Annotated in this window: 14 protein-coding genes; 9 read left to right on the top strand and 5 right to left on the bottom strand. The window is 71.2% G+C overall.

The window, feature by feature from the left end:
* Window positions 1–4: 4 nt before the first annotated feature.
* On the bottom strand, window positions 5–1,060 hold the full coding sequence (locus tag AB3X10_RS15060) for a PstS family phosphate ABC transporter substrate-binding protein (RefSeq protein ID WP_369975993.1): 1,056 nt from the start codon (window positions 1,058–1,060) through the stop codon (window positions 5–7).
* Window positions 1,057–3,180, bottom strand: a complete 2,124-nt coding sequence (locus AB3X10_RS15055) for a TonB-dependent siderophore receptor (RefSeq protein WP_369975992.1) — start codon at window positions 3,178–3,180, stop codon at window positions 1,057–1,059. The genes AB3X10_RS15060 and AB3X10_RS15055 overlap by 4 nt, the downstream gene beginning before the upstream one ends.
* A gap of 317 nt (window positions 3,181–3,497) precedes the next feature.
* Between AB3X10_RS15055 and AB3X10_RS15050 the strand changes: the two genes are divergently transcribed.
* The gene (locus AB3X10_RS15050; protein ID WP_184411277.1) at window positions 3,498–3,977 is read left to right on the top strand and encodes an acyl-CoA thioesterase; all 480 of its coding nucleotides are present in this window, start codon (window positions 3,498–3,500) and stop codon (window positions 3,975–3,977) included.
* Between the two features lie 126 nt (window positions 3,978–4,103).
* On the opposite strand, the gene AB3X10_RS15045 is transcribed toward AB3X10_RS15050, so the two are convergent.
* Together AB3X10_RS15045 and AB3X10_RS15040 are read right to left on the bottom strand one after the other, a co-directional pair.
* Complete coding sequence (locus tag AB3X10_RS15045; RefSeq protein ID WP_369975990.1) at window positions 4,104–4,922, bottom strand: C40 family peptidase; 819 nt, start codon at window positions 4,920–4,922, stop codon at window positions 4,104–4,106.
* A gap of 107 nt (window positions 4,923–5,029) precedes the next feature.
* Window positions 5,030–5,506: a C40 family peptidase gene (locus tag AB3X10_RS15040; RefSeq protein ID WP_369975988.1), complete on the bottom strand. Its 477-nt coding sequence runs from the start codon at window positions 5,504–5,506 to the stop codon at window positions 5,030–5,032.
* A 176-nt stretch (window positions 5,507–5,682) separates the two neighbouring features.
* Here AB3X10_RS15040 and AB3X10_RS15035 point away from each other — a divergent pair, with 176 nt between their 5' ends.
* From AB3X10_RS15035 to AB3X10_RS15005, 7 genes are all read left to right on the top strand, one after another.
* Window positions 5,683–6,162: an FKBP-type peptidyl-prolyl cis-trans isomerase gene (locus AB3X10_RS15035; protein ID WP_369975986.1), complete on the top strand. Its 480-nt coding sequence runs from the start codon at window positions 5,683–5,685 to the stop codon at window positions 6,160–6,162.
* A gap of 152 nt (window positions 6,163–6,314) precedes the next feature.
* Window positions 6,315–7,592, top strand: coding sequence for a DUF418 domain-containing protein (locus AB3X10_RS15030; protein ID WP_369975985.1), 1,278 nt, complete (start codon window positions 6,315–6,317; stop codon window positions 7,590–7,592).
* A gap of 10 nt (window positions 7,593–7,602) precedes the next feature.
* Window positions 7,603–8,853 (top strand): NAD(P)/FAD-dependent oxidoreductase, encoded by a 1,251-nt coding sequence (locus AB3X10_RS15025; RefSeq protein ID WP_369975984.1) that lies wholly within the window; start codon window positions 7,603–7,605, stop codon window positions 8,851–8,853.
* The gene (gene gorA, locus AB3X10_RS15020) at window positions 8,850–10,208 is read left to right on the top strand and encodes a glutathione-disulfide reductase (RefSeq protein WP_369975983.1); all 1,359 of its coding nucleotides are present in this window, start codon (window positions 8,850–8,852) and stop codon (window positions 10,206–10,208) included. Before AB3X10_RS15025 ends, gorA begins: the two co-directional genes overlap by 4 nt.
* 243 nt (window positions 10,209–10,451) lie before the next feature.
* Window positions 10,452–11,387: a DMT family transporter gene (locus AB3X10_RS15015; protein ID WP_369975981.1), complete on the top strand. Its 936-nt coding sequence runs from the start codon at window positions 10,452–10,454 to the stop codon at window positions 11,385–11,387.
* Window positions 11,309–11,749, top strand: coding sequence for an MGMT family protein (locus AB3X10_RS15010; RefSeq protein WP_369975980.1), 441 nt, complete (start codon window positions 11,309–11,311; stop codon window positions 11,747–11,749). The genes AB3X10_RS15015 and AB3X10_RS15010 overlap by 79 nt, the downstream gene beginning before the upstream one ends.
* A gap of 40 nt (window positions 11,750–11,789) precedes the next feature.
* Window positions 11,790–12,446: a rhomboid family intramembrane serine protease gene (locus tag AB3X10_RS15005; protein WP_369975979.1), complete on the top strand. Its 657-nt coding sequence runs from the start codon at window positions 11,790–11,792 to the stop codon at window positions 12,444–12,446.
* Window positions 12,447–12,513: 67 nt separating this feature from the next.
* Here the strand turns inward: AB3X10_RS15005 and AB3X10_RS15000 are convergent, their stop codons facing one another.
* Window positions 12,514–13,389, bottom strand: a complete 876-nt coding sequence (locus AB3X10_RS15000) for a LysR family transcriptional regulator (RefSeq protein WP_369975978.1) — start codon at window positions 13,387–13,389, stop codon at window positions 12,514–12,516.
* Between the two features lie 97 nt (window positions 13,390–13,486).
* Here AB3X10_RS15000 and AB3X10_RS14995 point away from each other — a divergent pair, with 97 nt between their 5' ends.
* Window positions 13,487–14,482, top strand: coding sequence for a zinc-binding dehydrogenase (locus tag AB3X10_RS14995; protein ID WP_369975976.1), 996 nt, complete (start codon window positions 13,487–13,489; stop codon window positions 14,480–14,482).
* The last annotated feature ends 50 nt before the right edge of the window (window positions 14,483–14,532 follow it).

The following is a 14,532-nucleotide window of genomic DNA, read 5'->3' as shown; positions in this document are numbered from 1 at the left end:
CCGTTCAATCGAGTTTTTCGCGTTCGCGGCGGGCCTGCGCGGCGCTGAGCGGCAGGTAGCCGCCCGGCTGCGCGGCGATGATCGCCTGGCCCTCGTGCGACAGCACCAGCCGCAGGTATTCCTTCACCAGCGGGTCCAGCGGCTTGCCGGGCATGCGTCGCACATAGAAGTGCAGCCACCGGCCCAGCGGATAGTCGCCGCTCGCCACCTCCTGCGGCGTGCCGGTCAGCGCGCGTCCGCTGTGCAGGCCGAGCAGCGGCAACTGGCGCACCTGCGCGTCTTCCAGTCCGATCGCCGCCACGGCGATGCCGTCCGGATCGGCGGCCACGCGCTGCAGCAGGCGCGCGCTGTCGGACGCGTACTGGGTGCGCGGCGCCAGCGCACGCCCGTGCAGGACCTGCTGCTGCAGCGCGTCGCCGAACCCGCTGTACTCGGGCGTGGCATAGGGCTGGATCGCGCGCGCGCTCCAGTCTCCTTGCAGGCCGAGTTGGCCCCAGCGCGAGAGGTCGCCGCCGGGGTTGCCGATGGCCAGCACCTGCGCCAGTTGCGACACGCTCAGCTGCGCCAGCGGGTTGCGCCGGTTCACGTACACCGCCAGGGTCGTGGCCAGGCCGTCGGCGCCGCTGTCGGCCGTATGCGCCACCCGGATGTCGAGCGGATCGGCGCCGACGATCTTGCGGTAGGGCACTTGCTCGATCGGATTGATCGCACGCCCCATCGGCCCGAACAGCGTGCGCCCGAACATCAGCAGCGGGACCGCGCTGCTGGTGCCCTTGCCTTCGCTGGCGAAGCGCACGCCGGGATGGTGGCGCGCGAACAGCGCGTTGAAGCGCTCGACGATGGCATGCACGTGCTCGGCCCCGGCGATGCGCACCGCACCGTCGGCGGTCAGGTAGTCCGCCGACGGGTCGATCCGCACGGCGCGCGGGTCATAGCGCGGCAACGCGGCATCCACCGCGCGCGCCGGCAACGCCGCCGCCGCGCCCGGCGATGCGGCGGCGGCGTTGCTGCCCGCGGCGGCGAGCAGCGCGAGCGCCAGCGCGAGGCCGCCATGCCTCACAGGTCGACCTTCAGGGTGAACTTGATCGTGCGCGGCGCGCCGGCGGCCAGCCGGGTGCCGGCGCCGGCCCAGTAGCGTTTGTCGGCGAGGTTGTCGACATTGAGCTGCCAACTGGTGCGCCGCTCGAACAGCGCCGTGACGTAGCGGCCGCCCAGGCTCAACAGCGTGGTGTCGCCGAGCCAGGCCTGGTTGAGGTCGTTCACCGGGCGGCGGCCGGTGTAGTAGGCGCCGCCATTGACCGACAGCCCGGGCACCGCGTCGAAGGCGTAGGTCAGGAACGCGCTGCCGGTGCGGCGGGCCGCGTTCTCCGGCAGCTTGCCGTCGTACTGCGCGCCGATCCGGGCGAAGCGCGGGTCCAGCCACTGCGCCGAGGTCTGCCAGCCGAGCTGGCGGGTGAGCTGGCCCTGGGTGGACAGCTCGAGGCCGGTATAGCGCTGCTCGCCGTCGGCGGTGAACACGTTGTCGGCGTTGGTGTAGTAGCCCGGGCGGCGGATGTCGAACAGTGCCGCCGAGACCAGGGTGCCGCGCGGGGCCTGCCAGCGTACGCCCAGTTCCTTTTGCTTGCTGATGCCCGGCGCCAGCCGCGTGTTCTCGTTGTCGGTGCCGGTGGGGGCGGCCTCGCCTTCTTCCAGGCCCTCGGCATAGGACGCGTACAGCGACAGGCGCTCGCCCAGCTTGTAGATGCCGGCCAGCATCGGCGTGGTCTCGTTGGCCTCGTAGTGCGAACTGCCCTGGTCGCTGCGGTAGCGCGAGTGGCGCAGGCCGGCGATCAGCTGCCAGGACGGGCCGAACTTCAGGCGGTCCACCAGGTACAGGCCGGTGTCCTCGGTGTCCAGCGCCGCGGTGGTGGGGGTCGTCGGGCGCGCGCCGTAGCTGACCGTGGTGATGACCCGCGGGGCATACAGGTTCTGCGAGGCGATGGTGTAGTTGCTCTGGTAGATCGGGTCCTGGCCCTTGTCGGTGCGGCTCGCGCCGACCGTCAGCTCGTGCTCGACCGGCCCGGTGGCGAAGCTGCCGAACAGCTCGGCGCGCAGCAGGTCCGAATCCACCACGTGGTGCTGCTGGTTGCCGCGGATCGAACCCTCGCCGCTGGCGACGCCGGCGTTGTTGGCGAAGCGGAAGATCGCCAGCCGGCGGTCGCGCGCCATCTCCGAGTGGCCGGCCTCCACGGTCAGCGCCCAGCCGTCGGCCAGCGCATAGTCGGCGCGCAGCAGCGCGTTGCGCGTGGTCGCCTCGAACTGCGACCAGTCCGGGCCGACCAGGCGGGTGGGGTCGACCGGATGCGGCAGCGTGATCGTACCGCCTACCGCGGTGGGCAGGTTCACGCCGACCTGTTCGGTGACGCGGCGGTGGTCGTATTCGACGTCGCCCTTGAGCAGCAGCCGCTCGCTGACGCGCCAGTCCAGCGCGGCCGAGAGGAAGCGCCGGCTGCCGTCGTCGACCCCGTCCAGGTACGAGCCGAGCGCGCCGCCGGCGGCGTTGACGCGCACGCCGATCTGCTGCTCGGCGCCGAGGCGGCGCGCCACGTCGATGTTGCCCACCGCGGTGCCGTACTGGTCCAGGGTCAGGCCGAAGCTGGTGACCGGCGTGGCGCCGGCGCGCTTGGTGACGAAGTTGACCACGCCGGCCGGCGAGGTGAAGCCGTAGTACAGCGCCGAGGCGCCCTTCAGCACTTCCACCCGCTCCTTGTCCTCGAGCGGCACCTGCGAGAAGTTCATGACCGGCATTGAGCCGTTGAGCCGGTAATTGGTGCGGTTCTCCACCGCGATGCCGCGGATCACCAACTGGTCCCAGGTGTCGCCGCCGTTCTGCTGGCGGGTCACGCCGGCGGTGTTGCGCACCGCGTCGTAGAGGCCGGCGGCGGCCTGCAGGTCCAGCGCCTCGCGGGTGACCACGTTGACCGTGGACGGCACGTCGAGGATGTTCGCGCCGCGGAAGCTGCCGGCCTCCACGGTCTGCGGATTGAGGCCGCTGGCGCGGGTGCCGGTGACCGACACGGTGTCGAGGCGCTGCAGTTGTTCCTCATCGGCGGACGCGGCTTGCTGGGCGACCGCGGGAGCGGCCAGCAGGCACAGCGACCACAGAGGAAGGCTGCGCAGCGAGGAAGGCGGAAATGTCATGGCGGCAGGAGAACTCGGAAGAGCGGCGTGCGCGCCCGCAGCATCTTGCCGGCGACGGCGGGATGCAGGACGCGCATGGCGTGGGGATGGAGGACAGCTGGCCGTGGCCTGGGCGATGGCGGGCCGCGACGGGATGTCATTGTATTGTTAATGATATTCGTTATCAATTGCGATGTGGGATGCGGTGCGCATCGGGAGCGCCGCATGGCTCGGTATCGCCGCCATGCAGGCAGCGGGTTCGACGATCCCGGCGCTGGCCGCGCGGCAAGCGCGAGGCCGTGGCAGACTCGTCAACCCATTCCTTTCCTGGAGCCCCAATGAGCGGCACGCAACGCGAACTGACCTTCCGCTTCCTGGCCGAACCGATCGACGTCAACTATGGCGGCAAGGTCCACGGCGGGGTGGTGATGAAGTGGATCGACCAGGTCGGCTACGCCGCGGCGGTGGGCTGGAGCGGGCGCTACAGCGTGACCGTGGCGGTCGGCGGGATCCGCTTCGTCTCGCCGATCCGGATCAGCGACATGGTCACGGTCACCGCCAAGCTGGTCTACACCGGCAGCACCAGCATGCATTTCGCGATCGACGTGCGCGCGCGCGACCCGATGGGCGGCGACTCGCGGCTGTGCACCCACTGCATCATCGTGTTCGTGGCCCTGGACGGGGTCGAAGGCAAGCCGACCCCGGTGCCGTCGTGGCAGCCGGACACGCCGGAGGACCACCGCCTGGCCGAGTACGCGCTGAAGGTGATGGAGCTGAGCAAGGGGATCGAGGACACCATCTCCCACTACCAGGCCTGAGGTCGGCAGGCCGTGGCCGCGCCGGCGGCGCGGTCGCCGGCCTGCGCGGCTGTCCTGCATGCCCCGCAGCAACGAAAAAGGCCGCTGTTCCCAGCGGCCTTCTTCGTTGCCGGCGTGTCGCCTGGCTTACATCGCCACGCGCCGCGCCTGCAGGAACTTGGCGCTCCAGTAGCCGCTGGTCAGCGTGTCCACGCGCACGTCCTTGCCGCGGCTCGGCGCGTGCAGGAAGCGGCCTTCGCCGACGTACAGGCCGACGTGGTCGACGCGGCCCTTGCGGCCGAAGAACACCAGGTCGCCGGGGGCCAGCGCGTCGCGGTCCTTGATCAGTTCGGCATTGGCCTCGCGCGCCATCTCGCGCGACACGCGCGGCAGCTCGATGCCCAGCGCGGTGCGGAACACGTAGCCGACCAGGCCGCTGCAATCGAAGCCTTCGGTGTCCTCGCCGCCCCAGCGGTACGGCGTGCCGAGCAGCGCCATGGCGCGCTTGAGCACCGACTGGACCTTGTCGCCGCCCGGCACCACGCCTTCGCGCAGGGGGGCCTGGGACACGTCGTAGTTGGCCAGCAGGCGGCTGATGTCGCCGGCGAACATCGCCGAGCGGTCCATCAGCGGAATGGTGTCGTTGGCGGCCAGGTGCGGGAGCAGGGCGGCCAGGGTGGCGGTGGCGGCGGCATCGGCCTTGCTGCGGGCCGGGGCCTGCGCCTGCGCGGCGGCGGCCGGCTTGGCGGTCGCGGGCTGCAGCATGGCGGGGTTGGGGGTGCCGGTAGCGGCCGGCTGGGCCGGTGCGACGGTCGCGATCGCTTCTGGAACCACGGTGTCGGCGGGAGCCGACTGGGCCAGGGCCGGAACGGCCGAGAGGCAGAGCGAGGCGGTGCAAATGAGGCGGAAAGCGGTCCGGCGGGGGACGGAGGTCTTGCCTGGAGAGGTCTTGGCTTCAGTCGTCACGCTTCGATCACAAATTCAAACGATGGGGGATCATGCCTTGTAGACAGCAAGAGGAAGTTCAAATAACGTTAATATTTCGTAATTATGAATGTGAGCCGAACCACACTTCAGTGCAAAACCCGCTTGGCGCCGGTGTAGTGGTCGCGCCAGTACGACCCGTCCAGATAGTCCAGGCGGACCGTTCCGCCGGTGCTGGGGGCGTGCACGAAGCGGCCCTCGCCGACATAGATGCCGACGTGGCTGACGCTGCCGCCGCTGCCGAAGAACACCAGGTCGCCGGTGCTCAGGCGCTGCGGATCGATCCGCGGACCCTGCACCGCGGCCAGCTCGCGCGAGGTGCGCGGCAGCTGCAGGTCGAGCATGTCGCGGTAGACGTAGGCGACCAGGCCGCTGCAGTCGAAGCCCGATTCGGGGGTGTTGCCGCCGTAGCGGTAGGGGGTGCCGACCAGGCCCAGGGCGCGCATCAGCACCGCGTTGGCCGCGGCCGGGTCGGCCGGCGTTACCTGCGGCCAGCTGCGCACCGCCACCGGCGGCGGCCGCGACGGGCGCACTTCCTGGCGCCCGCAGGCGGCCAGCACGGTCATGCAGAGCAGGGCCGCCCAGCAGGCGAGGCGGCGCCGCGTGGACGCTGAAACTGGCTTGTTGTGCATGGAGCCGGGATAATGCGCGACCTCAGATGGCCGCCATCATGGCGGCGCTCCCGTCGGCCGACAAGCCGTCCACACCGTCTGCCCCCGGCAGCCACAGCGCAGAGTTGCACATGAAGATCGAAAAAGACCGCGTCGTCCGTTTCCACTACACCGTCTCCGAAGCCGGCCAAGCGCCGATCGAGACGTCCAAGGACCGCGATCCGCTGGTGATCCTGATCGGCCACGGCAACATCATCCCGGGCCTGGAGAACGCGATGCTGGACAAGGAAGCCGGCGAGAGCTTCGGCGTCGACGTGGCCGCCAAGGACGCCTACGGCGAGTACCGCGAGGGCCTGACCCAGCGCGTGCCGAAGAAGCATTTCGGCGCGACCAAGCTGCAGCCGGGCAGCCAGGTGGTGTTGCAGACCAACTTCGGCCCGCGCGCGGTGACCGTGCAGAAGGTCGGCATGAGCGTGGTCGACGTCGACCTCAACCATCCGATGGCGGGCAAGGACCTGCATTTCGACGTGGAGATCATCGAGGTGCGCGAGGCCAAGCCGGAAGAGATCGAGCACGGCCACGTGCACGGCGAGGGCGGTCACCACCACTGACCGGGCGCCGCGCGGAGCCGGCTCGCCGGATCCGCACGCGCCACCGCGCCGGCGTGCGTTGCGCCGCGGCCGCTGCCCGATCGGGCAGCGCCGAGTTGCGCCCCGCCGCCGCGCACTTCGCGCATGCGCCTTGGCGCACGCGCGCCGCGGCGATGGATAATCGCCGCTCTTTCGCCCGGTGCCACGCCTTGGCTTCTTCCGCTCCCGTGCTGCAGCCCGTCGCGCCGGCCGAACGCATCGTCGCCCTGGACGTGCTGCGCGGTTTCGCCCTGCTCGGCATCCTGCTGATGAACATCGAGGGCTTCGTCGGCCCGCTCGACGCAGCGATGACCGGGCTGGATCCGCTGCTGCACGGCGCCGACCGCATCGCCGACGCGGCGGTCTACCTGCTGGTGCAGGGCAAGTTCTACACCTTGTTCTCGTTGCTGTTCGGCATGGGCTTCGCGGTGATGGCGCAGCGCGCCGACGCGGTGCGGCGCGAGTTCGGCGGCTTCTTCGTGCGCCGCAGCGCGGCGCTGCTGCTGATCGGCGTGCTGCATGCGCTGCTGCTGTGGTCCGGCGATATCCTGGTCAGCTACGCGCTGTTGGCGTTCATGCTGCTCGCCTTCCGCGAAGCGCCGACCCGGTGGCTGCCGTGGATGGCGCTGGCGGTCTACCTGTGCTCGCCGCTGCTGTCGCTGCTGACCGGCGCGATCGGCTCGGCGGCGCAGGCCGACCCGCATGGCGCGATGCAGTGGCGGCAGGACATGGCCGTGCAGGCGCAGCGCGCCGCGGCCGAACTGGCCCAGCAGCGCCAGGTGTTCGGCCACGGCAGCTACGCGCAGGCCACCGCGCAGCGCCTGCGCGACCTGGTCGATGCGCTGGGCCTGCTGGTGTTCAACGCGCCGACCATCTTCGGCATGTTCCTGCTCGGCGCATGGTGCGTGCGCAGCGGCCTGGCGCAGCAGCCACAGCAGCGCCCGCGCCTGCTGGCGGCGCTGCGCTGGGTCGTGCTGCCGGCGGGCATGGCGCTGATGCTGCTGAGTTTCCGGCTGGAGCCGTGGATGGATCCGGCGCGCCTGGACCTGCGCCTGGCCAGCGCGTTCGCCCTGGCCACCGTGGCCAGCGGCATGATGGCGCTGGGCTATGCGGCCTGGGTGCTGCGCTTCGCGCACGCGCTGCGCTGGCTGGCGCCGGCCGGGCGCATGGCGCTGAGCAATTACCTGCTGCAGTCGCTGCTGTGCACCACGCTGTTCTACGGCTACGGGCTGGGCTATTTCGAACGCTTGCCGCGCGCCTGGCAGATTCCGTTCGCGTTCGCGCTGTTCGCGCTGCAGGTGGCGCTGTCGCAGCTGTGGCTGCGCCATTTCCGCTTCGGCCCGGCGGAATGGCTGTGGCGCTGCGCGAGCTACCTGCGCTGGCAGCCGCTGCGCCGGCGCGACGCGTCCTAGGCGGGCCGCGGTGACTACGCCCCAGGACGATGTACTGATCGTCGGCGCCGGCGCGATCGGGCTGGCCACCGGCCTGGCATTGCTGGAGGCCGGCCGCCAGGTGCGGATCGTGGACGCAGGCGCGGTCGGCGGCGCCACCTCGCACGGCAACTGCGGCACCATCACCCCCAGCCACGCGCCGCCGCTGGCGGCGCCCGGGGTGCCGCGGCGTGCGCTGCGCTGGATGCTGCGCCCGGATGCGCCGCTGTACATCCGTCCGCGCCTGGATCCGGGGCTATGGCAGTGGCTGCTGCGCTTCCGCGCGCGCTGCAATGCGCACGACTGGCTGGCCAGCGCGCAGGCGCGCGCGGCGCTGCTCGGCGACGCGCGCACGCGCCTGGTCGCCTGGATCGAGCGCTATGCGCTGGACTGCGAATTCGGCGCGGACGGGCTGGACTACGTGTTCGGCGACCGGCGCAATTTCGAGCACTACGCCGAAGAATGCGTGGCGCTGGAGCGGCTCGGCATCCGCACCCGGGTGATCGATGGCGCCGATTACCTGCGCCAGCAGCCGGCGTTCCGCGACGTAGTAGTGGGCGCGGTGCATTTTCCCGGCGATGCGCACCTGCGGCCGGACCGCTACACCGCCGAGCTGGCGCGCGTGCTGCGCGCGCGCGGCGCGACGATCGAGGAGCACTGCCGCGTGCAGGCGCTACAGCCGGGCAGCGACGGCGTGCGCGTGGACACCGCGCACGGCCCGCGGCGCGCGCGCGAACTGGTGCTGGCGGCCGGGCCGTGGTCGCCTGCACTGGCCGCGATGCTCGGACTGCGCCTGCCGATCCAGGCGGGCAAGGGCTATTCGATCACCTATACGCGGCCGACGCTGGCGCCGACGCGGCCGGTGGTGCTGAAGGATCCGCAGGTCTGTGTCACCACCTGGGGCAGCGGTTTCCGTCTCGGCAGCACCATGGAATTCTCCGGCCACGACACGCGCTTGAACGAGGTGCGCCTGGCCGCCCTGCAACGCGCCGCGCGGCACTACCTGCACGAGCCGGAAGGCCCGCAGCTGCGCGAGCGCTGGTACGGCTGGCGGCCGATGACCTGGGACGACCTGCCCGCGCTGGGGCGTTCGCCGCGGCATCCTCACGTCTGGCTGGCGGCCGGCCATGGCATGCTCGGGATCAGCATGAGCAGCGCGACAGGACAACTGATGGCCGACCTGATGTGCGGGCAAGCGCCCGCGATCGACCCCACGCCGTACCGCGTGGAGCGTTTCCAGTGAGCGAGGCGGCGTACGACTACGACCTGCTGGTGCTCGGCGGCGGTTCCGGCGGTTTGGCCACCGCGTTCCGCGCCGCCGGCCTCGGTGCGCGCGCGGCGATCCTGGAGCCGAACGAACTCGGCGGTACCTGCGTCAACATCGGCTGCGTGCCGAAGAAGGCGATGTGGCTGGCGGCCGACCTGGTCGGGCGCATCGACCTGGCGCGCGCCATCGGCTTCGACATTCCCGATTCGACGCTGTCGTGGCCGCAACTGGTGGCGCATCGCCAGGGCTATATCGGCAACATCCACGGCAGCTACCGGCGGCGCCTGGACGCCGACGGCGTGGTGCTGATTCCGCAGCGCGGCCGCTTGCTGGATGCGCACACCGTGGAGTGCGGCGATGGCGTGCGGGTCAGCGCCCGCCATGTGGTGATCGCCACCGGCGCGCATGCGTTGCGGCCGCCGATCGAGGGCGCCGAACTGGGCCTGGTGTCGGACGATTTCTTCAACCTGTGCGAGGCGCCGGCGCGGGTGGCGATCGTCGGCGGCGGCTACATCGCGGTGGAGCTGGCGGGCCTGCTGCAGGCGCTGGGCAGCCGCGTCGAGCTGTACGTGCAGGGCGAGCGCCTGCTGGAGCGCTTCGACGCGGAACTGGCGCGGCAGCTCGCCGAGAACCTGCGCCACCAGGGCGTGCGCCTGCATTTCGGCTATCGCGCCACGGCCTTGCGCCGCGGCGAGCAGGGCCTGCAGTTGCACGACGGCGACGGGCAACCGGGCGAGGCGGTCGACCAGGTGTTCTTCGCGATCGGGCGGCGTCCGAACAGCCGCGACATCGGCCTGGAAGCGCTGGGCGTGCGCATCGGCGACAAGAACGAGATCGTGGTCGACGACTACCAGAACACCGACGTGCCGGGGCTGTACGCGATCGGCGACGTGGCCGGCAAGGTCGGCTTGACCCCGGTGGCGATCGCGGCCGGGCGCAAGCTGATGGATCGCCTGTTCGGCGACCGGCCGCAGGCGCGGCTTGACTACGACAACGTGCCCAGCGTGGTGTTCTCGCATCCGCCGCTGGGCCAGGTCGGGTTGGGCGAGGAACAGGCGCGCGCATGCTACGGCGAGGCGGTGACGGTCTATCGCAGCAATTTCCGGCCGATGCTGCATGCCCTGGCCGCTTCGCCGCAGCGCAGCCTGTTCAAGCTGGTCTGCGTCGGCGAGGAGGAGCGGGTGGTCGGTTTCCATCTGCTCGGCGACGGCGCCGACGAGATCCTGCAGGGCTTCGCGGTGGCGCTGAAGCTGGGCGTGACCAAGCGCCAGCTCGAGGACACGGTGGCGATCCATCCGACCTCGGCCGAGGAAGTGGTGCTGATGCGCTGAGGCGCGCGACGACGCGCTGCGGTTGGCTGCGGCGCGGCGCGGCGTGAGGCGCGGCAACAGCATTCCGGCGTCGGGCTGTTCGACGTCTGTGCGGTATCCATGCACCGTGTCGCGTCGCCCGCCTGTGCTCGCGGTGGTCGCGTCTGTTCGGTGCGCCAGCGCCGCCGGCGCTGGGCATCGCGCGCGGCGGCCGTAGAATGGGCACATGCACGATCTCTGTTTCCGCCCCGGCGCCGGTCCGCGATGAACGCGTCCGGGCGCCCGACTGCCGCTGCGCTGCCGGCCGCGCCTGCCGACCTGGGCGGCGTGCTGCTCGCCGCCGCCGGCGCGATCGCGTTTTCCGGCAAGGCGATCATCGTCAAGCTCGGCTATCGCTACGGCGTGGACGCGGTGACCCTGCTGGCGCTGCGCATGCTGGTGGCGCTGCCGTGCTTCGCGGCGATGGCGCTGTGGGCCGCGCGCCGGGCGCCGCCGCTGCAGCGCGGCGACCGCTGGCGCATCGGTGCGCTCGGCGTGCTCGGCTACTACCTGGCCAGCTACCTGGATTTCCTCGGCCTGGCCTACATCACCGCCACGCTGGAGCGGCTGATCCTGTACCTGACCCCGACCCTGGTGCTGTTGATCGGCGTGCTGGCGTTCCGGCGCCGGCCGCAGCGCCGCCAGCTGTGGGCGCTGGCGCTGAGCTATCTCGGCGTGCTGCTCGCCTTCGGCCACGACCTGCAGGTCGGCGGCGCGCGCACCGCCTGGGGCAGCCTGCTGGTGTTCGGCAGCGCGCTGGCCTATGCGCTGTACCTGGTCGGCAGCGGGCAGATGGTGGCGCGGATCGGCGCGGTGCGGCTGACCGCCTATGCCAGCCTGGTCGCCTGCGTGCTGTGCATCGCCCAGTTCCTGCTGCTGCGGCCGCTGCACGCGCTGCTGCTGCCCACGCCGGTGTACGCGCTGTCGCTGCTCAACGGCACCTTGTGCACGGCGGTGCCGGTGCTCGCGACGATGCTGGCGGTGCGGCGGATCGGTTCGGGCCTGGCGTCGCAGATCGGCATGCTCGGTCCGGTCTCGACCATCGTGCTCAGCGTGCTGTTGCTGGGCGAGGCGATGGGGCCGTGGCAGATCGCCGGCACGCTGCTGGTGCTGGGCGGGGTGCTGGCGGTGTCGCGGCCGGCACGGACGCTGCCGGCATGAGCGGGCGGCGCCCGGCGCCGGCGGCCGAGACCGCGGCGGCGGCCCAGGCGCGGATCCTGGCGACGATCCGCGCGATCCCGGCCGGCCAGGTGCGCGGCTACGGCGAAGTGGCGATGCTGGCCGGGCTGCCCGGCCGCGCGCGCCTGGTCGCACGCGTGCTCGGCGGCAACAGCGATGCGGCGCTGCCCTGGCACCGGGTGTTGCGCAGCGACGGACGCATCGCCTTCCCCGAAGGCTCCCACGGCTTTCGCGAGCAATGCCAGCGGCTGCGCGCCGAAGGCGTGGCGGTGCAGGGCGGGCGGGTGAAGCGCGCCCCAACGCCGGCGCGCGACCTCGACGCGGCGTTATGGGGGCCGCAATAGCGAGCGGCTATGATGGTCGGCAGTTGCCACGGACACGACCATGTTTCCCAGACTTCCGCCTGTTACCCAAGCCCTGCTGATCGGCAATGTGGCGGTGTTCCTGCTGCAGCTGCTGCTGGGCGACGACACCTTCGCGCCGTTCGTGCTGTGGCCGCTCAGCGACTTCGACGCGTTCTCGCCGGGGCAGAACTTCCAGATCTGGCAGCTGCTGACCTACGGCTTCCTGCACGGCAGCTTTTCGCACCTGCTGTTCAACATGCTGGCGCTGTACATGTTCGGCGGGCCGCTGGAGCAGACCTGGGGCAACAAGCGCTTTTTGACCTATTACCTGGTGTGCGTGGCCGGCGCCGGCCTGTGCCAGCTGCTGGTGGGCTGGTGGACGGTGAGCAACGGCGGCGATCCGTACCCGACCCTGGGCGCCTCCGGCGGCATCTTCGGCCTGTTGCTGGCATTCGGCATGCTGTTCCCGAACCAGCGGGTGATGCTGCTGTTCCCGCCGATCCCGATGAAGGCGCGCACCTTCGTGATCGTGTTCGGCGCGCTGGAACTGGTGATGGGCTTCACCGGCTGGCAGCCGGGCGTGGCGCATTTCGCGCACCTGGGCGGCATGCTGTTCGGCTGGCTGCTGATCCGCTACTGGCGCGGGCAGCCGCCGTTCGGCAAGCGCAAGCCGCCGCGGCCGCGGATCGTGCGCTGAGGGTGGCCGCGACGGGCACCGCGCCGACGGCGCTGGCCGGCCGATCGCGGATCGGTGCCTGGGTCGGCTAGCCGAGCAGTTCGGCCTGCTCGTGCACGATCTGCGCCAGCAGTTCGGCGATGCGCTGCACGCGCGGCGAGCGGCGCAGGTCCGGGTGCACGGTCAGCCACAGATCGCGTTGCATGGGATCCAGGCCGCTGTCGAACTCGTGCAGCGCGGCGTCGTTGCGGGCCATGAAGTGCGGCAGGATGGTGAGCCCCAGGCCCGACCGGCAGGCTTGCTGCAGGATGGAGAAATCGCTGGCGACCAGCGCATGGGGCGCATCGCCGGCGCATTGCGCCAGCCAAGTGCGATGCGGGCCGCTGTGCAGCGCATCGCCATAGCCGATGTAGCGCCGCTGCGCGCGCGCGACGCGTTTCCACGCCTTGCTGCCGTACAGACCGTAGCCCAAGCGGCCTAGACGGCGCGCGACCAGGCCGGGTTCTTCCGAGCGCGACAGGCGCAGCGCCAGGTCGGCGTCGCGCCGCTGCAGGTTGGCGGTGCGGATCTCGCCGACCAGGTCCAGCTGGATGCCTTCCCACTGCGCGTACTTCTGCGCCATCAGCGGCATCAGCAACTGGCTGGACAAGGCCGGCGGCGCCGACAGGCGTACCTTGCCGCGCATCGAGGTCATGCCCTGGATGGCGCGGCCGAAGGCGTGCGCTTCCAGTTCGATGCGTTCGGCCGCCTCCAGCAGGGCCCTGCCTTCATCGGTCAGCTGCCAGCCGCGCGGCAGGCGGTCGAACAGCCGCAAGCGGACGGCGGCTTCCAGCGCGCCGATGCGCCGTGCCACGGTCGAATGTTCCACCGCCAGCGCGCGCGCCGCGGCCGACAGGCTGCCGCTGCGCGCCAGGGACAGGAAATAGCGCACGTCGTCCCAGGCCAGGTGCTCGAGGCCAGGCACGGCATCCGACGATTTTTGCACAGTGGTTGGGCGCGAATGGGGAATTACGTTCGATTCTGCACGGATTTACCCTGGGCTTCCACAGACGGAGCACGCCATGATCCTGCCGGCACCCGCCGCCACCTCGCGCCTCATCCAGCTTTCCCGCTACGGCGATGCCACGCAGCTGCAACCGGCGGTGCGGGTGCTGGCACCGCTGGCGGACACCGCGGTGCGCGTGCGCCAGCAGGTCGCCGGCGTCAACTACGTGGATGTCTACCACCGCCAGGGGCGCTATCCCTTGCCGTTGCCGGGCATCCCCGGCGTCGAAGGCAGCGGGGTGATCGAAGCGGCCGGCGCGCGCGTGGCGACGCTGCAGGTCGGGCAGCGCGTGGCGTGGGTGGCCCGCAGCGGCGGCGGCTATGCCGAGCACGTCGATCTGGACGCGGCGCGCGCGATCGTCCTGCCGGACGAGGTCTCGCTGGAGCAGGCCGGCGCCGGCATGTTGCGCAGCATGACCAGTTATCTGTTGCTGGAGCACTATGCGCGCCTGCGCCGCGGCCAGACCGTGCTGGTGCATGCGGCGGCCGGAGGACTCGGCCTGCTGCTGACGCAATGGGCCAAAGGCCTCGGCGCGCGCGTGATCGGTACGGTCAGCAGCGACGCCAAGGCGGCGCTGGCGCAAGCGCACGGACTGGACCATGCGCTCGACTACCGCAACGAGGATGTTGTCGCCGCGGTGCGCGCGCTCACCGATGGCGAAGGCGCCGACGTGGTGATCGACGGGATCGGCGGCCAGCACGTGCTGCGCAGCATCGAGGCGACCCGCAGCGGCGGCATGGCGATCAGTATCGGTGCCGTGTCCGGCGACGGCGCGCCGGGCGAGGCATTGGCCGCGGCGCAGGCGCGCGGCGTGCTGCTGGAACGTCCGAGCATCCTGGGCTTCACCGGCGACGTGCGCCACTACCGCATCGCCGCCGACGCCGCGCTGGCACGGTTGCGGGCGGGCCTGCGGGTCGCCATCGCCGACCGGCTGCCGCTGGAGGACGCCGCGAAGGCGCATCGCCTGCTGGAAGCCGGCGCGGTGCAGGGCGCGCTGCTGTTGACGCCATGAATGCCGGGACGCAGCGGCGGCGTCTGCGCAACGGCCGCGAGTAGTGATGC

The organism is Xanthomonas sp. DAR 80977 (assembly GCF_041240605.1).
Classification (GTDB): domain Bacteria; phylum Pseudomonadota; class Gammaproteobacteria; order Xanthomonadales; family Xanthomonadaceae; genus Xanthomonas_A; species Xanthomonas_A bundabergensis.
The sequence above is the reverse complement of the archived record's forward strand: the minus strand, read 5'-3'. Positions and strand labels throughout refer to the sequence as shown.